This window comes from Candidatus Hodgkinia cicadicola (assembly GCF_002774925.1).
Map to the genome: position 1 here is coordinate 1 of NZ_CM008771.1, position 22,533 is coordinate 22,533.

The 22,533-nt window shown below is 30.1% G+C and carries 16 protein-coding genes; all 16 read left to right on the plus strand.

The genetic code is table 4. The features are described from left to right. Nucleotides 1–770 precede the first annotated feature (770 nt). Nucleotides 771–4,526 (plus strand): DNA-directed RNA polymerase subunit beta, encoded by a 3,756-nt coding sequence (locus MAGTDC_RS00310; RefSeq protein ID WP_146656536.1) that lies wholly within the window; start codon nt 771–773, stop codon nt 4,524–4,526. 6 nt (nt 4,527–4,532) lie between these two features. Further along, nucleotides 4,533–8,558 (plus strand): DNA-directed RNA polymerase subunit beta', encoded by a 4,026-nt coding sequence (locus MAGTDC_RS00315; RefSeq protein ID WP_146656537.1) that lies wholly within the window; start codon nt 4,533–4,535, stop codon nt 8,556–8,558. A gap of 360 nt (nt 8,559–8,918) precedes the next feature. After that, on the plus strand, nt 8,919–9,383 hold the full coding sequence (gene rpsG / locus MAGTDC_RS00320; protein ID WP_146656538.1) for a 30S ribosomal protein S7: 465 nt from the start codon (nt 8,919–8,921) through the stop codon (nt 9,381–9,383). Beyond that, complete coding sequence (gene fusA, locus MAGTDC_RS00325; protein ID WP_146656539.1) at nt 9,377–11,425, plus strand: elongation factor G; 2,049 nt, start codon at nt 9,377–9,379, stop codon at nt 11,423–11,425. The genes rpsG and fusA overlap by 7 nt, the downstream gene beginning before the upstream one ends. A gap of 1,399 nt (nt 11,426–12,824) precedes the next feature. After that, a complete protein-coding gene (locus tag MAGTDC_RS05165; protein WP_278046845.1) occupies nt 12,825–12,950 on the plus strand; it encodes a hypothetical protein in 126 nt (41 codons plus the stop codon). Beyond that, on the plus strand, nt 12,951–13,511 hold the full coding sequence (gene rplC, locus MAGTDC_RS00330) for a 50S ribosomal protein L3 (RefSeq protein ID WP_146656540.1): 561 nt from the start codon (nt 12,951–12,953) through the stop codon (nt 13,509–13,511). A gap of 48 nt (nt 13,512–13,559) precedes the next feature. Further along, nucleotides 13,560–14,042 carry a 50S ribosomal protein L4 gene (gene rplD, locus MAGTDC_RS00335; RefSeq protein WP_192572898.1) on the plus strand — a complete coding sequence of 161 codons (483 nt, stop codon included), beginning with the start codon at nt 13,560–13,562 and terminating at the stop codon, nt 14,040–14,042. Continuing rightward, nucleotides 14,021–14,185, plus strand: coding sequence for a hypothetical protein (locus MAGTDC_RS04075; protein ID WP_192572899.1), 165 nt, complete (start codon nt 14,021–14,023; stop codon nt 14,183–14,185). Before rplD ends, MAGTDC_RS04075 begins: the two co-directional genes overlap by 22 nt. A 1,477-nt stretch (nt 14,186–15,662) precedes the next feature. Then, nucleotides 15,663–15,992: a hypothetical protein gene (locus tag MAGTDC_RS00340; protein WP_146656542.1), complete on the plus strand. Its 330-nt coding sequence runs from the start codon at nt 15,663–15,665 to the stop codon at nt 15,990–15,992. A 484-nt stretch (nt 15,993–16,476) separates the two neighbouring features. After that, nucleotides 16,477–16,722, plus strand: a complete 246-nt coding sequence (gene rpsQ, locus MAGTDC_RS00345) for a 30S ribosomal protein S17 (RefSeq protein ID WP_146656543.1) — start codon at nt 16,477–16,479, stop codon at nt 16,720–16,722. Further along, the gene (locus tag MAGTDC_RS00350) at nt 16,722–17,084 is read left to right on the plus strand and encodes an uL14 family ribosomal protein (protein WP_146656548.1); all 363 of its coding nucleotides are present in this window, start codon (nt 16,722–16,724) and stop codon (nt 17,082–17,084) included. Before rpsQ ends, MAGTDC_RS00350 begins: the two co-directional genes overlap by 1 nt. Nucleotides 17,085–17,340: 256 nt before the next feature. Then, nucleotides 17,341–17,580 (plus strand): hypothetical protein, encoded by a 240-nt coding sequence (locus MAGTDC_RS00355; protein ID WP_146656544.1) that lies wholly within the window; start codon nt 17,341–17,343, stop codon nt 17,578–17,580. 78 nt (nt 17,581–17,658) lie between these two features. Continuing rightward, the gene (locus MAGTDC_RS05170) at nt 17,659–17,814 is read left to right on the plus strand and encodes a hypothetical protein (protein WP_278046846.1); all 156 of its coding nucleotides are present in this window, start codon (nt 17,659–17,661) and stop codon (nt 17,812–17,814) included. Nucleotides 17,815–20,115: 2,301 nt separating this feature from the next. Beyond that, nucleotides 20,116–20,280: a hypothetical protein gene (locus MAGTDC_RS04080; protein ID WP_192572901.1), complete on the plus strand. Its 165-nt coding sequence runs from the start codon at nt 20,116–20,118 to the stop codon at nt 20,278–20,280. Between the two features lie 745 nt (nt 20,281–21,025). Continuing rightward, nucleotides 21,026–21,718, plus strand: a complete 693-nt coding sequence (locus MAGTDC_RS00365) for an RNA polymerase alpha/RpoL/Rpb11 family protein (protein WP_146656545.1) — start codon at nt 21,026–21,028, stop codon at nt 21,716–21,718. 5 nt (nt 21,719–21,723) lie between these two features. After that, on the plus strand, nt 21,724–22,056 hold the full coding sequence (locus MAGTDC_RS00370; RefSeq protein ID WP_146656546.1) for a L17 family ribosomal protein: 333 nt from the start codon (nt 21,724–21,726) through the stop codon (nt 22,054–22,056). Nucleotides 22,057–22,533: the final 477 nt, after the last annotated feature.

A 22,533-nucleotide genomic window follows, 5' to 3' on the forward strand; every position in this document is an offset into this window, starting at 1 on the left:
ATAATTCCCTTCAATTAAACAAAAAAACCATACACACCTCATCTGGTTGTTTTAATCCACATCAAAATGATGATCAATTATACCCACAACTACTTTGTTTCCTATTTCTAACAGATTTAATTCCACTATCAGAATTAACATATATTAACTAATAACAATCTGATTAAACATCTGCATTTTGTTTCAATTACCAACGTCCACCCCAATAATTCATGTGTCTTCGTTGCCAACAAAGATGTCCATATTATCCATAGACTTAAAGAGTATTTAAACCTACACCAACTAAACGGTCATAAACCTCATGATCTACTATTAAGCTTATAAGTCTAATTCATATTTCTTCATGTTATCTCTCTACCAACAAGATCTATTTACTATCGGTACTTTGTTGTTTCCAACGAGATCGGGTTATTGATCCACTATAATTGATTTAAACATAAGTTAAACTGATAAAATTAATATAAACATCGGAAATAAACATGTGGATGTTGGTTATCAGATACAAATTGATCGAAGTCATCATGTTTATCACTCTTAACAACATAATAACAACAGCATTGTGGCAACCAAAACTTAAAGAAATACATCAAAACGTTGTTAACAGTTAAAAAAACTATTAAACGTATAACGGAAGAATGAATCAAATGAACCTCAATAGAAGTGATAACCAAATACAACAAAAGAGAAATAAATTAAAAAAACAAAACTGATCCTATCAAGGATCAAAGATCTGAACTACTAAATGTTATAATAGATAACACTAACAACATTTGAACACCAGATTTAATTTAAACACCAACTTGGTTAACAAAATACCATTAAATCACAATGATTTACTAAACAGACTCTATAAAAACATATTATGAGGTTGTTATAACAACGAGGGTATAAAGATATCAAAGTTAGAACTTATCTTACAAACGTTGTTTCCATTAAATCTCAAACATTATAGTTTAGAACTAATAAAACCAAGTAATTTTGTTAAAGATGAGAAGTTAACTTCGTTTGGACTTGAATTAAACGTTATCCGGTATTGTCTTGATAAAGATATTTTGTTTGTTATCGATCAATATGGTTTAGATGTACTATTAATGGATTTACCGAGACCATCAAAAGATGGAATTCTGACTATAAACGGAACAAGAAAAACATTAATAACACAACTGATAAAACAATCGGCAGTGTTATTTGATCGAGAAAACAAAACCATAAGCATAAAAGATAGAGATATTGGTTATCTAAAGGTCAATGGACCGAAAATAATACATAACAACCATGAGTCCGATCTATTTACAAGTCTGTTAGCACTAAAGACCAAACATTCACATATATTTAAAGGTACTTCTGAAATACATGATGTAGGTTTCTATAAAGGTACATGACATCGGTTAACTTGAGATATTACAAAACAAAATGAATTTAAATATGGTTCGAGAAGATCACTTAGATGTAAAAAAACTATAACAGGATGTATAGAAACGGGTAATGTGGTTATTATTGGAGTTTATACTAAGGCATCAAAGACTCCTATTGTTAACATAGACATAATGTTAGATAAGAATACCGCACTGAATTATTCAAGTTACATTACAATAACTAAATCTTTAAATGTTCTGAATGTTATTAATGAACTCGATGAAGCAATATTGGAAGGTGAAACTGAAATAACTCATGAAGACATCAAAAATGTTGAATTAACATTAACAGGTAGGATCTTTTTAAACGATTTAACAAGAAACCATCTGAATTTTGGTTTAGAACAGTTAACAAAAAAAGATTTAATACTAATTATGAATGAAATGTTGTTCAATCGGAATGGTTTCAAACATGTTGATTGTGATGTTCGTGTGATAAGAGGAAGTGGTGATGTGATAATAGATGTTATTAAGAAAACATTAGAACCAATATTAAGTATTAATGATCCAAACGTTCAAACCGATGATGACATGATGATTGGTAAACTTTTTGATTCTGTTAAAAAAATACAAAGTGATGTTGATAAATTTTTTGGTTCTTCAAACCTATGTCAATACCTCGATCAAGTAAACAGTTTATCTGAATTATCTCATAAAGGTAAGTTAACATGTTTGGGTGAAGGTGGATTGACATCACAAAATGTAGAGGTTACCATAAGAGATACAAAACGGTGACATTTGGCTAAGATATGTCCAATTGAATCTCCAGAAGGTCAGAACATTGGTTTGGTAACAACATTATCAGCATATGCCAACGTTGATGTTAACGGATACATATCGACAGGATATTATAAAACTTATAATGGATTAATCAATAGAAATATTATATATTTAAATCACTTTGAAAGTAAAAGACTGAACGTTGGTTTAACGTATAATAGAATTCAAGAGAAATGAACCATGTGTTTGAATTGAAACGAAATTAAAATAACAGATAGAAGTGTAATAGATCTAAGCTTGGTATCAGATGCTCAAATGTTTTCACATGCTGTTCGTTTGATACCATTTCTTGGACACAACGATCCAACAAGGGCATTAATGGCAGCAAACATGTTAAAACAAGCCATACCTCCATTGAATTCAAGGCCACCCTTAGTTGGTACTGGAGAAGAATATGCCGTAATGAGAGATACTGGTCACAACGTTGTGGCACGTAACGATGGAAGGGTTGTTAATGTTGATTCTAAGAGAATCGTTGTTTACGAACCAAGAGATCAGAAACAAAGAGTTTATATCTTACCACAATCAAGAAGATCAAATCAAGACATGTGTCAAAGAATACGAACGGTTGTTTATCCTGGCCAAAGATTGAAACAGGGAGATGTTATTGCCGAATGTCAATCAAGTTGTGATGGAGAAATGAGTTTAGGTGCCAACCTGTTAGTGGCATTCATGTGTTGAGAAGGATACAACTTCGAAGATTCGGTTATAATCTCTAATAATGTTATAAATAAAGGTATATTTAAATCACTTCATATAATAAATCTTAAAACAAAGGTCAAACAAACACCATCTGGTAACGAATGATTGAGTCCAAATATTACTGATATACCAATAAAATATCGGAGATGTCTGGATTCCGATGGAATAGTTAAAGTGGGAAGCAACGTCCATGAGGATGATGTGTTAGTGGGTAAGTTGGCTCCAAGATCTGATGCTAAACAAAAGAAAGAAGAAATCAAAGAGATCTGTGGAGATGAGTTAAGTTCAGATGAAGATATCAACGATGATAATGGGGTAATTACCAACATGGAAGATGGAGATTATACATTCAACGTAGGAAAAGATGGAAACGATGAATTATCTACAGAATTAGTACATAATACTTCACTTAGAGTACCAAAAGGAATAGATCATGCAACGGTTTTAGAAGTGGAAAGATCATCAGATGGAAATAAAAATTATCAAGATAAGGATCTAGAAGATTATATACGTTGTTACAACGTTGTTACTAAGAAATATGTCAGAAGATGTTGTCTGTTATTACAGATCAGTAATATAAAGAAATTATTTACAACAAGTCCACTTACATCTGGCAATAAGATAATCCAAGACGGTCTAAATCTATTACACAAGAAATACTTAAGTTATTTGAACAAATTGGAAGTTAACATGTTGTCTAAGTTTAACAACAGATTGACAAATGAAAATCAAAGTGATGGAAGTAAGATATTAGAAACTATCAGAGTAAAACTACTTGTACATAGATCAATTAAAGTTGGTGATAAGATATGTGGAAGACATGGTAACAAGGGAGTGATATCGGAGATAGTTCCGAAAGAGGATATGCCATTCATGGCTGATGGAACACCGATCGATATTATACTTAATCCATTAGGAGTACCATCTAGGATGAACATTGGTCAATTATTAGAAACAACCTTTGGTTTAATTAGCTACAAGTTTGGTTTAGAATTTAAACATGTATTAAACATGTATTATAAAACAAATGATGATCGGATATTGGAAAGAGTTATACCTAAACTTACCGAATTATATCCAAATATAAATAAGTTAACAAAAAATATGATCCTGATTTTGTTGTCTGAATTATCACAAGGAGTAAAGATATCCTGTCCGTTGTTCGGATTTCCGTTTGAGTCATGTTTGAAAGATTTTAACAACAGGTTGTCAATTAATTCCAACAGAAAGATTCAATTATACGATGGAAAAACAGGATTACCTTTCATTAGTACAACAAATGTAGGGATTATATATATATTTAAATTAAACCATTTAGTTGATAACAAAATCCATGCCAGATCAACAGGACCATATTCGTTTGTAACTCAGCAACCTCTTAAGGGAAGGAATAATTTAGGTGGACAAAGGTTGGGTGAAATGGAAGTATGGGCGTTGCAGAGCTATGGTGTTGCTTATTTCTTAAATGAATTATTATCAGCTAAATGTGATGACATGATGGCAAGACATGAAATCCAAGAGAACTTTCTGGAAGAAAGACCAACATATAATCTCTACCAAACTGAAGGTATGGCTGTTTTGATAAAGGAATTATTCTCAATGTGTATTGAAATCGAAGCAACGAAATAAATAAACATGTTGTCAGTATTTAATAAAAACATATCTAATCTTAGATTTAAAATAACATCACCAGAAACAATATTGTCATGGTCATATGGGGAAATATGTAATGCAGATACCTATGATGATAATGGAAAACCAATCGTTGGTGGTTTGTTTTGTCCAAAGATATTCGGTTTTAGAAGGAGAAATGAATGTTTATGTCCAACACCCAATTTAAACAACAAAATGATCTGCCAAACTTGTGGCATATACCTTGATACTGACAGATTACAAACAAGATCGAGGTTCGGACATATTAATTTATCAACACCAGTAATGCATACTCTGTTTTATAAACCAACACCCACCATTTTAGCCGAATTACTTAACATGGACGTTGAAATGGTTCAAGATATAATCGAATGTAAACTACATGTTATAATATGGTCCGATCTAAATGATTATAGAAACGGACAAGTCATATCAACCGAGACATACAGAAACATATGAACAAGAAACGATCGATGTTCAGTAGCATCAGGAGGACAGGCCATCATGGAACTGTTATCAAGAGTTCAATTAAATAAGATAAAGACATCGTTGATAAAGGAAACGCAACGTACAAAATCCGAAGAACTATTGGATAAGATAAAGAATAGACTGGAGATAGTTGAATGTTTTATTTCGAATAATATTAGATTAGAATGATTGGTAATAAGGATCTTACCTGTTCTACCTGCTGAATTAAGACCAATGATAGTTTTAGATGATGATACATTAGCAAATTCTGATTTAAATGTACTCTATAAACATATTATCACCGCAAACAACAACCACCTAATTAAAACAAACGAGATAAGGTCAAACAGTGCCGATGAATTTGATAGTTACATTGAAGGTCTGATATCGTTACAGAAGGTAGTTGATGATTTAATTGATAACTCTTCGGATGTTGATAATCCCAACAAGTACAACACAAAAGCATTGAAGTCATTGGCTGAAATATTAAAAGGAAAACAAGGTAGGTTTAGACATAACATATTAGGTAAGAGGGTAGATTATTCAGGTAGGAGTGTGATAGTACCAGGACCGAATTTATCTATAAATGAGTGTTCGATACCGAGATCAATGGCTGTTGAATTATTCAAACCATTCATTTATTCTAAACTAATGTTGAAATCAAATCTTAACAACAAAAAAACCATCAAACATGTACTAGAAACTGATATTTATTTAACTTATAAGATCTTAGAAGAAGTAGTAAGTTACTGTCCGGTGTTATTAAACCGAGCACCAACGTTGCATAAGTTAAGCATGAGGTCGTTTTGAGTTAAACTTACCAATGAAAAAGTTATAAGATTACACCCATTAGTATGTTCTGGTTTCAATGCTGACTTCGATGGTGATCAAATGGCGGTCCATGTTCCACTCAGTTTTAATGCCAGAATTGAAGCTACAACGTTGTTAATGGCCGATAATAACGTAATGCATCCGGCCCATGGTGATCCATGCATCCTGCCATCCCAAGACATGATCCTTGGTCTGTACTACATGTCGTTAACATCACCAGAACACAAGGATATATGCTTATCTTCATACACTGAAGTACATAAAATTCTGTTCTTAAACAAAATAAACTTACATACCAAAATAAAATTCAGAACTGTTGTAAACGGGAAGATAACTGAAATACTATCAACACCAGGTCGTTTGTTGATATCTGAATTAGTTCCATCAGAATGTAATTTTTTATACGAGTGGAACTATCCCGAATTCAGTAAGCAACTAACCTTCGACATAATTAAATTGGTCAATGATAAATGTGGATCAAAACAAATGACAACGTTTTGTGAAGGACTGATGAGATTGGGATTCAAATATGCAACAAAATCTGGTCTGTCATTATCGAACTCCGATCTCGTTAGTCCAAGTTATAAGAAACTACTTCTTAGAGGTATACGATCAAGAATAACAAAATCCTGATCAAAGATCGGCAACAAACAGGAGGTTTCAATGTCATTATCACTATGACCGAAGGTCTTGGATGCTGTTAATAGTAATATTAATTTAGAAATAACAGGATATAGTTTAAAACAAACACCGATTCAAATGATAATTAACTCTGGTGCCAGAGGCACGTTGTCTCAGATTCAACAATTAATTGGTTCTAGAGGATATATCGTTGGGTTTGATGGAAAACCATGTAGATTACCAATTCTGAATTCTTATAATGAAGGATTAAGCTTAATTCAATTCTTTTGTTGTACATTTTCATCGAGAAGAGGATTGATCGAGACAACGTTGAAAACGGCAAGCTCCGGTTATCTCACAAGAAAACTTGTTGAATCAACGAGAGAGTGAGTAATAAGTGAAGATGATTGCAGCACCGAAACAGGTCTAAATGTTAAACCAATCATGGATCTTGATTTTATTAAGAACAGATTGATCGGAAGATTTATAGCTAAACCGATATTAACAAACAAAAAAATAATTGTACAGAGAAATGAACTAATTACTGAAGATAACATTTATAAGATATTAACAAATTGTAATGATGGTTTATGAATCAGATCTCCGTTGACATGTCAAGCAAGATTTGGTATCTGTAAACTCTGTTATGGAATAGAATTGGGTAGTGGAAACATGGTACAACATGGTGATTCTGTTGGTGTTTTAGCAGCCCAATCAATTGGCGAACCTGGAACACAACTTACATTAAGAACATTTCATGGATTAACAAATATCGAAGGTAAAACCAATAGAAAAATGATAAAGAACTGTTTAATATCACCAGTTTCAGGAATTATTAAGATCAAGGATGTTTCATGTGTTGTTTCAGAATCAAACGATATAACCGTTGTTAATTCTAACGGTTCGTTATTAATTATTAAAGATGATATTGAAATCTGGAGTTATAAACTGCCAAGAGGTACTCACTTGTTGGTTTCGAACAATAAACACGTTGAATCCGAAGAGATATTATGTTTCAATTGTGTCAGATCAACAAGTTTATTAAGTTTAGCCAGTGGTCGTTCGTTCTCTAAGAACTTAATATATTACTTAAACATTAAGAAAGAAACCTACGATATAACTGAAAGAGATAAGACCAATGTTAAACCGAATGTTGTCAAAGATAAGATGTCATTGATTGGTTTAGATGTTGGAAAAAAGAAACAGTTGTATTATGTCACTGTTAATAGTAAGAACACGTTTAAAATAAATCCTAATGAAAAGATAAGTTTATTTGATAAGATCTTAGAGGTTACAACCGAAGATGAAGATGAAATTGACATAACATTGACTGAAGGTTTCGAAAGATTATCGAAGTTATTTGATAACAACAACGATGAAGATAATAGTTCAGTTATTAGTCCGATAGATGGGATATTAAAACATGGAACCGATGGTAATGGAAACAGATTATCCATCATTGATCCGATAAACATTAACAAACGGCCTGTTGTTTATTCTGGTTTAGATGTTAAACTGTTTATTAAAGAGAACAACATGGTAAAACAAGGACAAATCATCTTACATGGAGACCATGATCTATCGAATTATGCTGAAATATACGGGTTCAATGATCTCTTTAACTATTTCGTTGGTATTGTCCAAGAAATATACGGAAACCAAGGAGTTAATGTTAATAGTAAACACATTGAGATGGTTTTAAGACAAATGACTAACACAGTAAGCATATCTGATGCTGGTAATTCACCATTGAAGGTCGGATGTTGTTATAATTGACAGGATGTTTCCAGAATTAATTATTATATCAAAACATTAAAAAGAAAAACAGTATTAGGTGATAGACAAATCGTTGGTATAACAGAAACATGTGTAAATCAAAGATCTATACTATCCGCTATCTCCTTTCAAGGAGCAATAAAATCAATAATTAAAGCTATAATATCTAATAACAATTACGAAATAACTAGAATAAAAGATAAAATTATGTTAGGAAAAGTACCATCGATTGGTACAGGTTTCATAAACGAACAAAAATTGATTGAAGATGGGATGTTAAACAAAAGTGATCCCGTTGATGGAAAGATCTAGGTATAAAATTGTTAGTGAACAGGATATATCTCTTACCAGATGAAATATAACTTCTAACTAATAAGTATATCTCTTTGGTTTAAATAAAACGTTTGAACGTTTGAACAAATTATGTTATTAATAACAGAAATTAAGTAGAAATGTGTAGTAACAACGATGGGATTTTGTTTATCTACATATTAAGATTGAAGTATATAATCGGTAATAGATATTCCATGATAATTGTTAGATATGAGTATATTAAGAAGATTTAACAGAAATTAAACCATTAAGTTAAAGTATTATAAACATAAACGTACCAAAAACACTCATGAACTCTAATATTCAGATAAAAGTACTACCAATGAATAGGAAATAACAATGTCAAGGAACCGTAAAGTTAATAACACTGTGTTTTCTTATTCTGATAAATGTTTGATGTTATCAAAACTAATAAATTACATAATGAGAGATGGTAAGAAACGTATGGCCATGTTGATTTTGAAGAAATCATTGGATTATATAAATGACAGATTACACATTAATCCATTGAAGGTATTATACGAAGCAGTTGATAATGTTACACCATATATAGAAGTTAGAAACATGAGAATCGGTGGTGTTTCATATCAGATACCAATTGATATACCTGTTGATAGAAGATTGGGATTAGGTTTAAGATGGATGGTTGATGCTGCAAAACAACGTAGAGAGGTTACAGCATGGTTGAGGTTGGCTTGAGAAATAATAGATAGTGTTCTAAGAAAGAGTTCTTCATTTAAACGAAGAGAAACCATGCACAACTTAGCTAAAAACAACCAAGCGTTTGCTCACATGGGATGGTAAACTCAAACCTCAGAAAAATAAGAAACATTGGTATAATGGCTCATATAGATGCTGGTAAAACAACCTTCACCGAAAGGTTACTATTTATAACAGGTAAACAACACAACATTGGAGAGGTTCATGACGGAAATACCACTATGGATTGGATGGTTCAGGAACAAGAACGTGGAATAACGATAACATCGGCTGCTACTTCTACAAGTTGGAAGACTGATTTGTTTACTGATGTTCGATTTAATGTCATAGATACTCCCGGTCATATTGATTTTACTGCTGAAGTAGAAAAGAGCTTACGTATCTTGGATGGAGCTGTTATAATATTAGATGCCAGTGCTGGTGTTGAATCTCAAACAGAAACGATTTGAAGACAAGCAAATAAACATTCAATACCGAGAATAATATTTTGTAACAAGATGGATAAAACAGGATCAGATTATTTCATTAGTTCCAATAGTCTGATTAATAAATTATCTATAAAACCATTATTACTACAAATACCAATTGGTACACAATCAGAATTCCATGGGATAATAGATGTAGTTAACATGAAAGCAGTATACTGAAACCAAAATGGTAAAGATCTAACATATAGTATTATGAACATCCCAAACGAATACAAAAATGTTGCCAACGAACAACGGAGGTTACTCGTTGATTCAATTCTCGAGTTCGATCACAACAAAATAACAACATGTCTACGATGTAATAAACTTGATAGCCATAGTATAATCTCATTAATAAGATTAGCTACAATTTCAGGTAAAGCATTCCCAATTATGTGTGGTAGTGCATTCAAAAACAAAGCAATCCAACCTGTATTAGATGCAATTGTTAATTACTTACCATCTCCTGATGATAGACAACCGGTGAGAGATTCACTATTAACAAACAAACTGATTCTAAGATTTCCAAGCAACTCCGAACCAACATCAATGTTAATATTTAAAATAATGTCAGATATATACTCCGGTTTCCTGTGTTTTGTAAGAATATATTCTGGAAGTGTTAAACAAGGAGAGGTGGTCTACAACATTAGAAATAACTCTGAACAGAAGATCACTAAACTGTTGAAAATGCATGCCAACTTTAGAACAGAATTAAGCCATGCAAACTCTGGAGATATTATTTCCATTTGTGGTATTAAAAACTCAATAACCGGTGATACACTATGTGATATAACCTCACCAATATCATTGTTTGCTATTAAATTTCCAACACCTGTCATCTGTGTTGCACTTGAACCAGATACTGAACATGATCAGGAAAAACTAATCAACATATTATACAAGTATAGTTTAGAAGATCCAACATTAAGCTTTAAAATCAACGAAGAATCAGGACAAATAATGTTATCAGGAATGGGAGAACTACATTTAGACATAATAATTGATAGAATTTTAAGAGAACATAATCTAATGTTAAAACCAAACAAACCCCAAGTTGCATATAGAGAAATGTTATTGGATAAATGTATTGAAGAATATACTCACAGAAAACAAACTGGAGGTGCAGGTCAATTTGCAAAAGTCAAAATGTTGTTTGAACCTACACACAACGATGAATTTGAATTTAGATCAGAAATAACTGGCGGTTCTATTCCAAAAGAATACATTCCAGGAATAAAGAAAGGATTGGAATCAGCAATTATAAATGGACCAGCACTCGGTTATCCTATTATAAGATTGAAAGTAACTCTTATAGATGGAGAACATCATGATGTTGATTCTTCCATATTAGCATTTGAAATAGCTGCTAAACAATGTTTGAAACAAGCCATTCAAAGAATGGGGGTATGTATCCTTGAACCAATTATGAAGGTTGAAATATTTATCCCTGATATTTATATCGGAGACGTTACAAGTGATTTAAAAGCTAGAGGCGGACATATTACAGATCAAACATCCATTAACAAAACTGGATTGATAAAAGCCAAAATATCATTAGCAAACACATTTAAATACATAGATACCCTTAGATCTTTAACAAAAGGAACTGGAACATATTTCATAGAATTCGATAGCTACGCAAAACTAAACAAATAAACACCTAATTTAATCCAACATCCGATCCCGACAAATCACATATGAATATTTATAACAATTAGGCCATGTCAATTCATGGCAAAACAACATTTTACTTCAACGATTATTAAACTCTTTGGAAATTACAAACCATACGAGGAAACAGGATCTTATCCCCTGAAGAAAAACCTCGTAAGAATAATTATATCAACCACATGAATGTTGGATATGAGTCTAAAACAAGACATTATGTTCATGTTGGTTGTTTAAGTTATCCTTATTACATAAAAATTAACAACAGGAACGGTTCAAATAAATAGAACCATTTTCGTTTGTTTAGCATACGATGAACCAACACTCCAAACAGGGGAACGGATATTGTTAACAAAACAAATAGGTGAACCTATAAGTGTTATTTTCTTTAATAAGATCGATTTAATAGATGATTTATATTCAATAAAACTTGTCGAATTAGAATTCAGAGAATTACTTTCTTCTTGTAATTAATCATGGAAAACCACCAATTGTTAGAGGATCAGTGTTGATGGCTTTGTTTTAAAAACAAAAGACAAATGATGTGATTTAAAAAAAAACTATTAATTAAAACAATTGATAAACGTATACCAACACCAAAAACATGAAAGAGATAAACCATTTCTAATACCAATTGAAGATGTGTTTTAAATTCTATGAAGAGATACTGTTACAGTAAGACGAATAGAATAGGAATTAATTAAAATAGGAGATAATATAGAAACAATTAACATCAAACAACCGATATAAACCAACATGTGTTAACAACGAGATGTTTCTTAAAAAAAGGACTTGATTCAAGGAGAGAAACAGGTTACAACGTTGGAATTTTGTTCATAGCTATCGATAAAATATTATTAAATAGAGATAAGGTTTTATATAACCTAAATCTTTATGTTCATACTCTGTACACTTAAACTGAAATTTATACATTAAAGAAAGAAGAATAGTAGACATAACCCAATATTAAACAAGTATAACCTCAAGTTTTACTTACAGAACTACAGATGTAACTGTGAACAATTCATCTTGATTAAAGGTGTTGAAATAATAATGTCCAGAGATAAGTACAACAATATCAATTGAATTAATTATATCCTGTGGTTATTGGAAGAAAGATTAAGTTTTCTTGTTGTTAGATAAAGAGATAAACCGTTAATGCTGAAGTCATTACAAGACTCATAAGATAGATTTAGTGTTTAATATAAGATCTAAATCATTCAACTTACCAACATTATTACCATATATTGAGAATTAAAACTAATATAAAAATAACAGAAATCTGTAAGTCTTTCAACAAAAAAACAAAGAATTTACAATCAATACTACTTTAATACATAGATAAAAAAAGTAGAAATCTGATTATAAGATAAAAACATACTCCAAAATGCTGACAACAGCAGCTGACTTCAATGAAATACTTTCTAAATCGATTAAGATCTCAATACCATCAAGATATTTATATTGGAATCAAACAACCAAAGGTACATCGAAGAATTATATTAACTTTTAAATGAAATTAGTATCTGTAAAGTCTAAAATGATATCAATTAATGGTAATGCGGCAACAATGTTGGATATCTTGGCATGTGTCGTTGTATCAAGTGGTCTAAATTTTATTAAATTAGGATATAATAAGAGAAAGTTGTTAAAAAATTTCAGAGATATTGATGTTAAAAAAATAATTTATGTTCCGTGTTTTATTAAAACTCCAAACGAATTTGGTTCAGTATTGGATATTAAAGACTTAAATACAAATTCAACTATAAACATCAGAGGAAAAACAAAAGGTAGAGGATTTACAGGTGTGATCAAACGTTATGGTTTTTCGGGACTAAGTGCATCACATGGTGTATCTTTAACCCATAGATCGTTGGGAGCAATTGGTTCAAGACAAGACCCTGGCAGGGTTTGAAAAGGAAAAAAAATGGCTGGTAGAATGGGAAACGTTTATATTAGTTTAAAATTAATCAAGATAGTGGTTATTAATAAATTTACATGTTGAATTATAGTTTATGGGTCTGTTCCCGGAAAAAATAATAACATCTTATATCTACAACAAACAAAAACATAACTGTTTTATTCCAGGACCGATATTATTTCCAACGTTGTAAGATGAGAGTTGGATAAACGACGTTGATATGTTTCATATATTAAAATAAGATCAGATTCAGAATATAGTAACAAAAAATTATACAAACAAAAGGGTATGGGCGTTGCAAGACATTCAACTAAATCAGTATCACAATTTAAAGGAGGATATAAATATAGTGCTATCAAAAAAATAAAAAGATCTAAAACCAACAAACGATATAGGGATATTGCTATTAGGAGTGTATTGGTTGAGAAAGTTAAAGATGGTAAATTGTTACTGATAAATAGATTAACTAATGTTAGGAATTTGGTTGTATCGGGATTATTGATACACACTTCTGATGAAGATAAACAAATCATTTATGCCACAAAGATCGGATTTTGTTGTATTCATTGATCGAAGTTAGATATTTCTTCGTTAATCAAAACAAAACAGCTATTATTCACAGATTTAGCAATGAACAAACTCTGTAACACTTTAGAATCGAGATGACAACTGATTACAAACTAATTAACCCAACACCATCAGCAGAACAAAACTTAATACAACTATTAAATGTTCCGAAATATATAAAGACAAACCAATACAAACCATTAACAAGAAAAGATATATGTGAACCATCAGGTAAGAACAATACTGAAAGATTACTGTAAGAACATAGAAGTGAGAGATGTAAGAGAATATTTCGAATAATCGATTACAAAAATTAACCAATATGGAGGTTGTTAGTTATTAAGAATAGAATACAACTCCTAACAGGAGTACCAACATTGTTGTTGTTAAAAACAGAACTGAAATCTTTAAAGTATATCGTTGCTGTAGATGGTTTTTAAAAAAAAACAAATGATCAGATCAAACAAAAAACCACATAATTATGGTATAAGCAACGGATAGAGGTTATAAATCAGCATTGAGTTTAGATGATCTGTCTCTTGGTACTCAAGATTAGTTATATGGAATTTTATTCTGAATAAGGTAGAAATTTATCAAGACCAACGGCTTGTTGTTGTTAAGATTTAACAAAATTCAAGATAAAGTATTAATTAAAAAACTTAATTCAGATATAAGAAGATTATTAAATAGAAAATGTACTGTAACTATTAGAATAATATCAACCAAGAACCATTTAGTTTAAAAAACCAAATTAGTAAGACTAAAGGATCACGTTGGCTTAAAAAAAGATCAAACGTATAGTAGAATAACAATGAATTCTATTGATCATCCTATGGATGGAGGTAAAGAAAAACTAGTGAAGAAACACATCCCGTTTCACCTTAAGATATGGTTATCAAAAAAAAAGAAAACAACAACCAAACATTAAAATAACTTATCTAAAGGTTGATGTAGTAATTAATGTCAAGATTAACTGTGGAAACCAACGTTTGTTTCGAACAGAATCTTAAAGAGATGATGTTGTTAAGTTAATATCAAAACCTGAAGCAGAAATAAATATATAAATTCCAGAATCAATTGATGGAACGTTTGAAGTACATTAATGGAATGATGATTAATAAAATTAAATTACAACCTCCACGGTTGGACATAAATTAGATGAATTCTCCATTAAAAAAACCAACATGTATACATAGTGGTTAGTATTACCTACCTGTTTAACAACACCAATTACAATCCAAAGAAACTCCAATGAACTAAAACATATATTGAGAGGTGATATACGTGTTGTTATTAATAAGTTGGGATGGTTAATAAGAAAGAATAGCTGTGTTGTTAATCAATTTCTTAAAACATATACACAATGATGTGGGGTTTGAAGGTTTTGAACTTTAGATTCATAATACTTAATAGATTTAATATCGGTAGAAGACATATAAAAAACCAAACTTAGATATGGTTCAAAGGGTAGAATATTAAAGATCAAAAGTGTAGGAACCAATTGTTAGTGTTAATGTTAATATAATTAGTAAAAAAAACTAATCCTTATAGGTATATCGGTTGTTATTAACATCTAATTGATAAAGATTCGGTATTCTTCATGTCTAAATGATTATTCCGAATATTTAAGTTATTAAAACTGAAAACATGTTTGGTAAATTGTTATAAGAACCATGGATTAGGTAAGGGTTAGTGTGAAACAGGAAAAATATTTCTATAGAATAATTCTAGGAACCAATGATACCACATCTTTTCTACAAACAACAAAACATTCATGTAAAAGATTTAAACGTTTATACTTTAAAGAAATTATTTTGATCGAATATTAAAGTCATTGTTAAACAAACAGATAATCCTACTTACCATCCGTTAGTTATAGCCAACAGATTGATAAATGAAACAAATAACATAATAATAATGGTAAATATAAAACAAATATCTAAAACGTTAGTTGGAACCAACATAGTTGAATTGAAAGTAAGATATTCTGAAAGAATAAACAGAACAGATGTTGTTCAAACAGTTATAACATATAAAAAAGATGTTATTGCAAATATTCTCTACTAATATATCCTATGCCAACGTAAATGTTCGAATAAACTTATGGTGTTTGTAGTATTAAAGTCTGAGTATATATTAATAATTTAAAATTAAACATGTTACAACAAATATGGATAAATTCAGAGGAAAGAACCGAAACTTTAGACCGATTATCTCATTGAACGTTGAATTCATTGAACAGAAACAAAATAATTAAAGATAACATGTGTATAAATTGAATCTGTTAGATCTGATAGTATTAACTGCATGGAAAACGGTTATATGGGTGTTGATAAGAAATGTTTCATGATATTTTATTAACAATAGTGATACATTTAAACCGCTGCCAACAAACAGGTAGATAAGAGAAGTATAGAAATCTCTGGATTTTGTTTTTCAGACTAAAACCTAACAGGATATTATTTGTTAAGCCATCCTCCTTCAAAGGAGGTCTATAAATGTTGTTCTTAGGTCCATTAATTGTAAACTTAACGATTGATGGAGATCATGGATGTGGAATTATGGGATCAACATGTTAGTGGGAACTATTATTAGGGACTTATTAACAGAAACAAAAGTGGTATTGGTTATTAAAAGAACAAAACGATCAAAGAAATATAAAAAAACAATAACAAGTACAAAAAAATATTTAGTATCGGATAAGGATAATAGATTTAGAATTGGTTCAAAGATTTTAATTAAAAGTTGTTCACCAATCTCTAAGCGTAAATCGTGGTTTATTGTAAGTATGGCATAATGATTTTACCTAGATCTGTTGTAAAGGTTATAGATAATTCTGGAATAAAATTTATTAGATGTATTAAAATAACAGGCTCAACAAACAAACGTTGAGCTAAATATGGAGAATTAATAAAAGCTTCAGCAATTGTTGTATACCCAAGATCTAAAATTAAACAAGGTAGTGTTGTTAATGCTTTGATAATCAGATGTATTAAACCATTTAATAGAACATTAGGATATATAAAGTTTAATGAAAATTCTGTAATAATCTTAAGTGATAAGTTAGAACCTATAGGTACCAGAATATTTGGACCTGTGTTGAGAGAATTGAAGGTTACTAACCAAAATATATTTTCATTGATCAATGATGTTGTTTAACTAATATTTAAAAGAACAAAACATGGATAGTTGTTAGTATAAATAATAAAAAAAATAAGAAATAAATTCATGTAAACACAACAGCCATATACCAAAGAGGTATAATCAAGATTATCGGCTGTTTTAGTATTCATTTGTTTAAAAGTACTGACCGTTGTTACCAAACAACAACTTAAATCTATTCAATCGAACCAGATGTTGGTTTCAATAGATATTTAATATTTAAGCTGAATCTAATACATATTTTTATATTAAAATGTACATATGTTACCTAAGATTAACAAAACCATCTTATCTGGATGTATTAACAACAAAATCCAATGAAACCTCCAACAAGATTGGAACATCCGTTCTTCATTTGATTACTGGATTTAAATCAGTTTTAATTGAAATTAAGTCAATAATATCTGGATTTAATGATAAAGAAACATCAGGTAATCGGATTCAAGTGTTGCATTACGTTCGAAGAAAATATATACTTTCTTGGATAAATTAACATATAGTACCACTCATAAAATGAAGGATTTCAAGGGATTTAATCTATCATCTTCTGATAAGAATTTCAACATTTCGGTTGGAAAACAAGGATTGAATTGATGTTTTAGAGACATTGTCATGTGAGAACATTGGCCAAACAGGATTCAATATCACTATTTGTATCAGTGCATTAACACAAGTTCATGTTGTTACGTTGTTAAAGAAAATCGAATCGAACTTCGTTAACATCTAAGATCAATACATTAAAAAAAAACTAAAACAAACAAAATGTGATATATATTATTAACAATGTTAAATTAACACAACAACATTGTAACCTTTTGTTTCTTGCAACAAAAAAATGAATCTATTACTACCAGAATCATTGATTTACTTACCAAGAATAATAAGTTCAGTTAATATAAGAAGTAAATATATCATTGTTGATAGATCTTAAGGATATTATCATATTTTTCTTCCGATTGTTTCAAGAAGTAATAAAACGACTAGATAATCCAAGGTTGTTGTTAAGAAAAAAGAAATAATCTTAATAAATCTAATAGTAAACATGAAAATATATATTAGAATCCATTATCTATAATGAGAAATGGTTCGATTTCCAACCTCCATACCTTAAATTCAAAATCAAATTCATCACTGACATCTAAATAACATAGGTACGGTTATAGTATTGGCGTTGGAATTATAACATTCAATCACTTAATAAACTAATAGATGTTAACCATATAATAAGAATTACAACATGAATAATCAAAACACTTCTAACATCAGAATCGTTAAATCTAAAGATATATTGGGAGTAATAAACATCGGAGATGAAACATTCAGGTTGGTACCCTGTTATTAACAACAAAGTGATGGTATTAAACGAATATTAAATCCAACTTATACTAGAAAGAATAGTGGTTGTTACTTTATCAAAAAAACTTACTACTATATACCATTCTAAGAAGAATAAAACTCCATTTACATGGTTCCAAACGTTCAAATGTTTGGATCATTCAGAAATATTGATATTAAACAACTGTGTATCTATTAAACATAAGTTGTGTTGTGGTCTGTTACCACGATTTAGTAATACACTTATCAAAGTTAACAATTAATTTTAAAGGTATTAACATAGATCATATTAAATAGATAGTTATAAAGGAACAAATCATAAAAACATCGAAGTATTCAAATGACCTGTGAACGTTTGAACTTCGATCCTGTTATAAAATTTTATTTCAATTAAACAGAACCAACGTTCAGTCCAACATCCAATCGTTAATAAATATAATGAGTTCAAGATATAAGTTCGGATATAGGTCTATAACTTATTAGGTTGTTAAGAAACATAACCATATTAAAAGGTCATAAATGTTGTTAATGGTAATAGTGATAATATACACGGATAAGAAATATTGGATCGAACGTTGTTAGAAAGTAATAGGATGGAATTAAATGTTCAAGATCCGATAATGTCATCAATGTTAAGAAAAATTAATAATAGAAATTATAATCTGATGAACAAAATCAACTAGAAACCTAATCATGAAGATATCATGGTATTGTTTAGTCGTTGATGTTTTATCTGAAGTATACAAATAACTCTAAAGGGAGGATGGTACATGTTGTAAACATACTCAACACATTAGATTTTATGTTATAGATGAATGTATATTGAAAAAAAAGTTTTGATTGATGAATACGTTTCCTAACCTTGTTGATTAAACCAAAAAAAAACCATATCAATGTTATTGTGTTTGGTGATTGTTTTGATGTTTAAGATTTCAGTATATAGGAAAAAATAAGTAAAGTTAACAACAAAAATATACAAGGATGTTTGAAAAAAAACAAAAACCATAGATCTTGAGTATCGGTTGTTATTGAAGATATTTATTAATAGTGTTGACTTCGGATAACAATAAAACAAACAGATAGAAACAGGATGTTGTTACAAAATTCTGATCATTTTGTTTGAATAATATGTTAGAGGTTCCTCTCGGAAGGAACAAGAAACTTATCTCTAATACCAATGTGATATAATTACGAACAAATATTGATGTGTTGGTGTAAAATGACAACAACATTGTAAGAACAAAGCAGAATAATGTTACAACGTTGGACTCTGTTGTGTTTGGAAATTATAAATGTTAGTGTTCCGTCATTGGATAAAACCCAACATAATGTTATCAAAGTAACATTTAATACATTATAGAGAATTAAATTCAAACTTCTAATTAAATGAAAAAATGGTGTTGTTAAACTCATTGAATTCAGGTTTCATGAAGGGGCCACGAAGAAGTAAGATGAGGTCATGGTTGTTCCAAAGGAAAGACATATGGTAGAAGATCCAACGGTCAGAGATGTAGATCAGATGGTAAGAGATATAGTTATAAAAAACAACATCCAGTTAACTGAAAGATATTAGAATATGGATTTAAATGAGATAACAACAATGGTGGTCATATTATCAAAACTATAAGTTTAAACCTGTTGAACAACAGGTTATCAAGTAATTGTAAGTGTTCTATTAAAAATTTATAGAGATATGTTTGGTATAAGTGATCTCTGTTATGTTAAATCATTAGATGGTGAGATAATTGTCACTGGATTGATGTTGGAATGTAATCTGACATCTGATAATACTATACTTAAAATGACAAATCTTGGAGGTAAGATTAATATATCAAATGTTGTATTCCGTTTGAAGTAATCAAATAAAAAATACAACCGATACTATAAAACAGAAATATCTTCGTTGTTGCTACACACTTAATGTGATTCTTGATGGACCATACTTTGTTATTCCATGTTAAATCTTACTATCTGTTAGTCCGATGAATCTTGGCATGAACGTTGTTTCAGTTTAAACAGGACCATAGGTCATTACATGTCATAGAAAACATCCATCATATTAATTAACCATCTTGAAGTATAAAATTCTATCTAATGTAGATAACTTGGATATATTAACTACTAAAAAAAAGGGGAGATTATAGACATAAGGTTTATTTGTTGGTTATAAAAGGTAACGAACAGCAACAAACGGTCATGTCTAAACTACATTGAGATTATAATAAGTTTGATACGTTTAATAAAGAATTAAATAGAAGTATTACACACAAAATTAACAAAAAAATCAACAGTAGTGTACAGTTGTTCTTATAGAAGAGGTGATGTGGTGTTGTGGTGATTATAAATGAATATGAAGATTTAAAGGAAAGTGGAAATTATTTACCATTTTATTATTTAAGTAACTAATAGATACGATACTGATAGAAAAACAACAAAATAATAATAGTAATAAACACTGTAACATTTCAAATAGAAACAAAAGCACTGAATCGAATCAAGATGTTGTGTTATAAGTACTACAACCCTGATCTTAAATCATAACTTCTATTAGATATTTTATTAATAAAACCATTATAATGGATTGTGAACCTTAGAGGGTTTGGATGTTGTTAATGTTACAACAAATTAAATTAATACCTTGTGGATATAATAAGTTTAAGTTAGGTATAATATTAAATGATAAGAACTTGGTTCAAACCATAGGAAATACATTAAGGAGGGTATTAATGTCTGATGTTGTAGGATATGCGGTAATTGGAATTAATATTGATGGTGTATATAATGAGGTTGATAAGATAAATGGAATAAAGGAAGATGTTATTGAGGTTGTTAACAATGTCAAGCGACTAGAATTCATGTGTCAAGATGGAAGAAACGTATTTAGAGCAGTAATAAATACTTCTAAGAAGGGTAAGGTTCTTGCAAGTGACATTTATCTTCCTGATGGAGTATTAATATTTAATCGTAATCACTATATATGTAATTTAGGAATTGGAATCAGATTTAGATGTGAACTCGTTGTTGCTTGCAGTAAAGGATATTTGTCAGCTTCAGAAGTCCAAGGTAGATATAATTCATGTTTACATGGGTGTTTGGTCTTAGATGTTGATTTTAATCCAATTAAACAAGTATCATTTAAGATAATCAAACATGAATTCAATGTATATTCACAAGAAGAAGCTGAATTAATTATTGAAACCAACGGATCAGTAGATGTTGTCGAAGTAATCTTCGGATGTTGTTTAAATTTGAATAAAAACTTTGATAGTATTAGAGACTCGTTAAAAATAAGTTAAAGTTAATGGTAAGATTATCAAAACATGAAGTTATAAACTTAATAAGATGTTTTATCATGACAGGTAGGTTGGTTTCTACTTCAGAAAGATTAAAAGCTGTTAAAACTGACATTGAAAGGATATTAAATAGAATTAAAAACATCAAGATAGACAAACCACAAGAAACCATCAGGTTATTAAGATCTAAGTTGAAATGCGGTCAAAGATTCGCTGTGTTAATAGGATATTTATTCTCTAAAATAAAGTCCACCAATGGTGGTTACACCAAACTGATAAGGTTGTGAAGAAGAGATGGTGATGGTGCGGTTACATCAATTTTAATACCATCAAACCATTAGTTAAATGCATTACCATCAGCTATGCCAATTCTTACCATTGTTTATTTGTTCTGTGGATGTTGTTTAATATCAAATGAAAATTATAAACGATTAATGATATTGTTTTATACGGCTAACAACACCCAAATCAACAATCACCATGCCATTACAACCCAACCAGAATTACATAATAACATTTCAAACATAACATCGACAATTATATCCTCCAAACACTAACTCATTAACTTATATGTTTTATTCCAATGTTTCCAATTACCATGTAACCTCAATCGTTATATCCGATCCCATAGTGATATGTTTCTCCATATAAAAAAGAACCAACATCCAGTCCCTACTTCGTGTTAAACATGTTCCAATCATCTTCTGTCTTTTTATTATTAAATCTACATCATAACAGGTAACATCAATTATTACTTCATTTAACATTAACACAACAAAATCAAGTTAAATTACCTGTTAGATCAAACCTTTAAACAT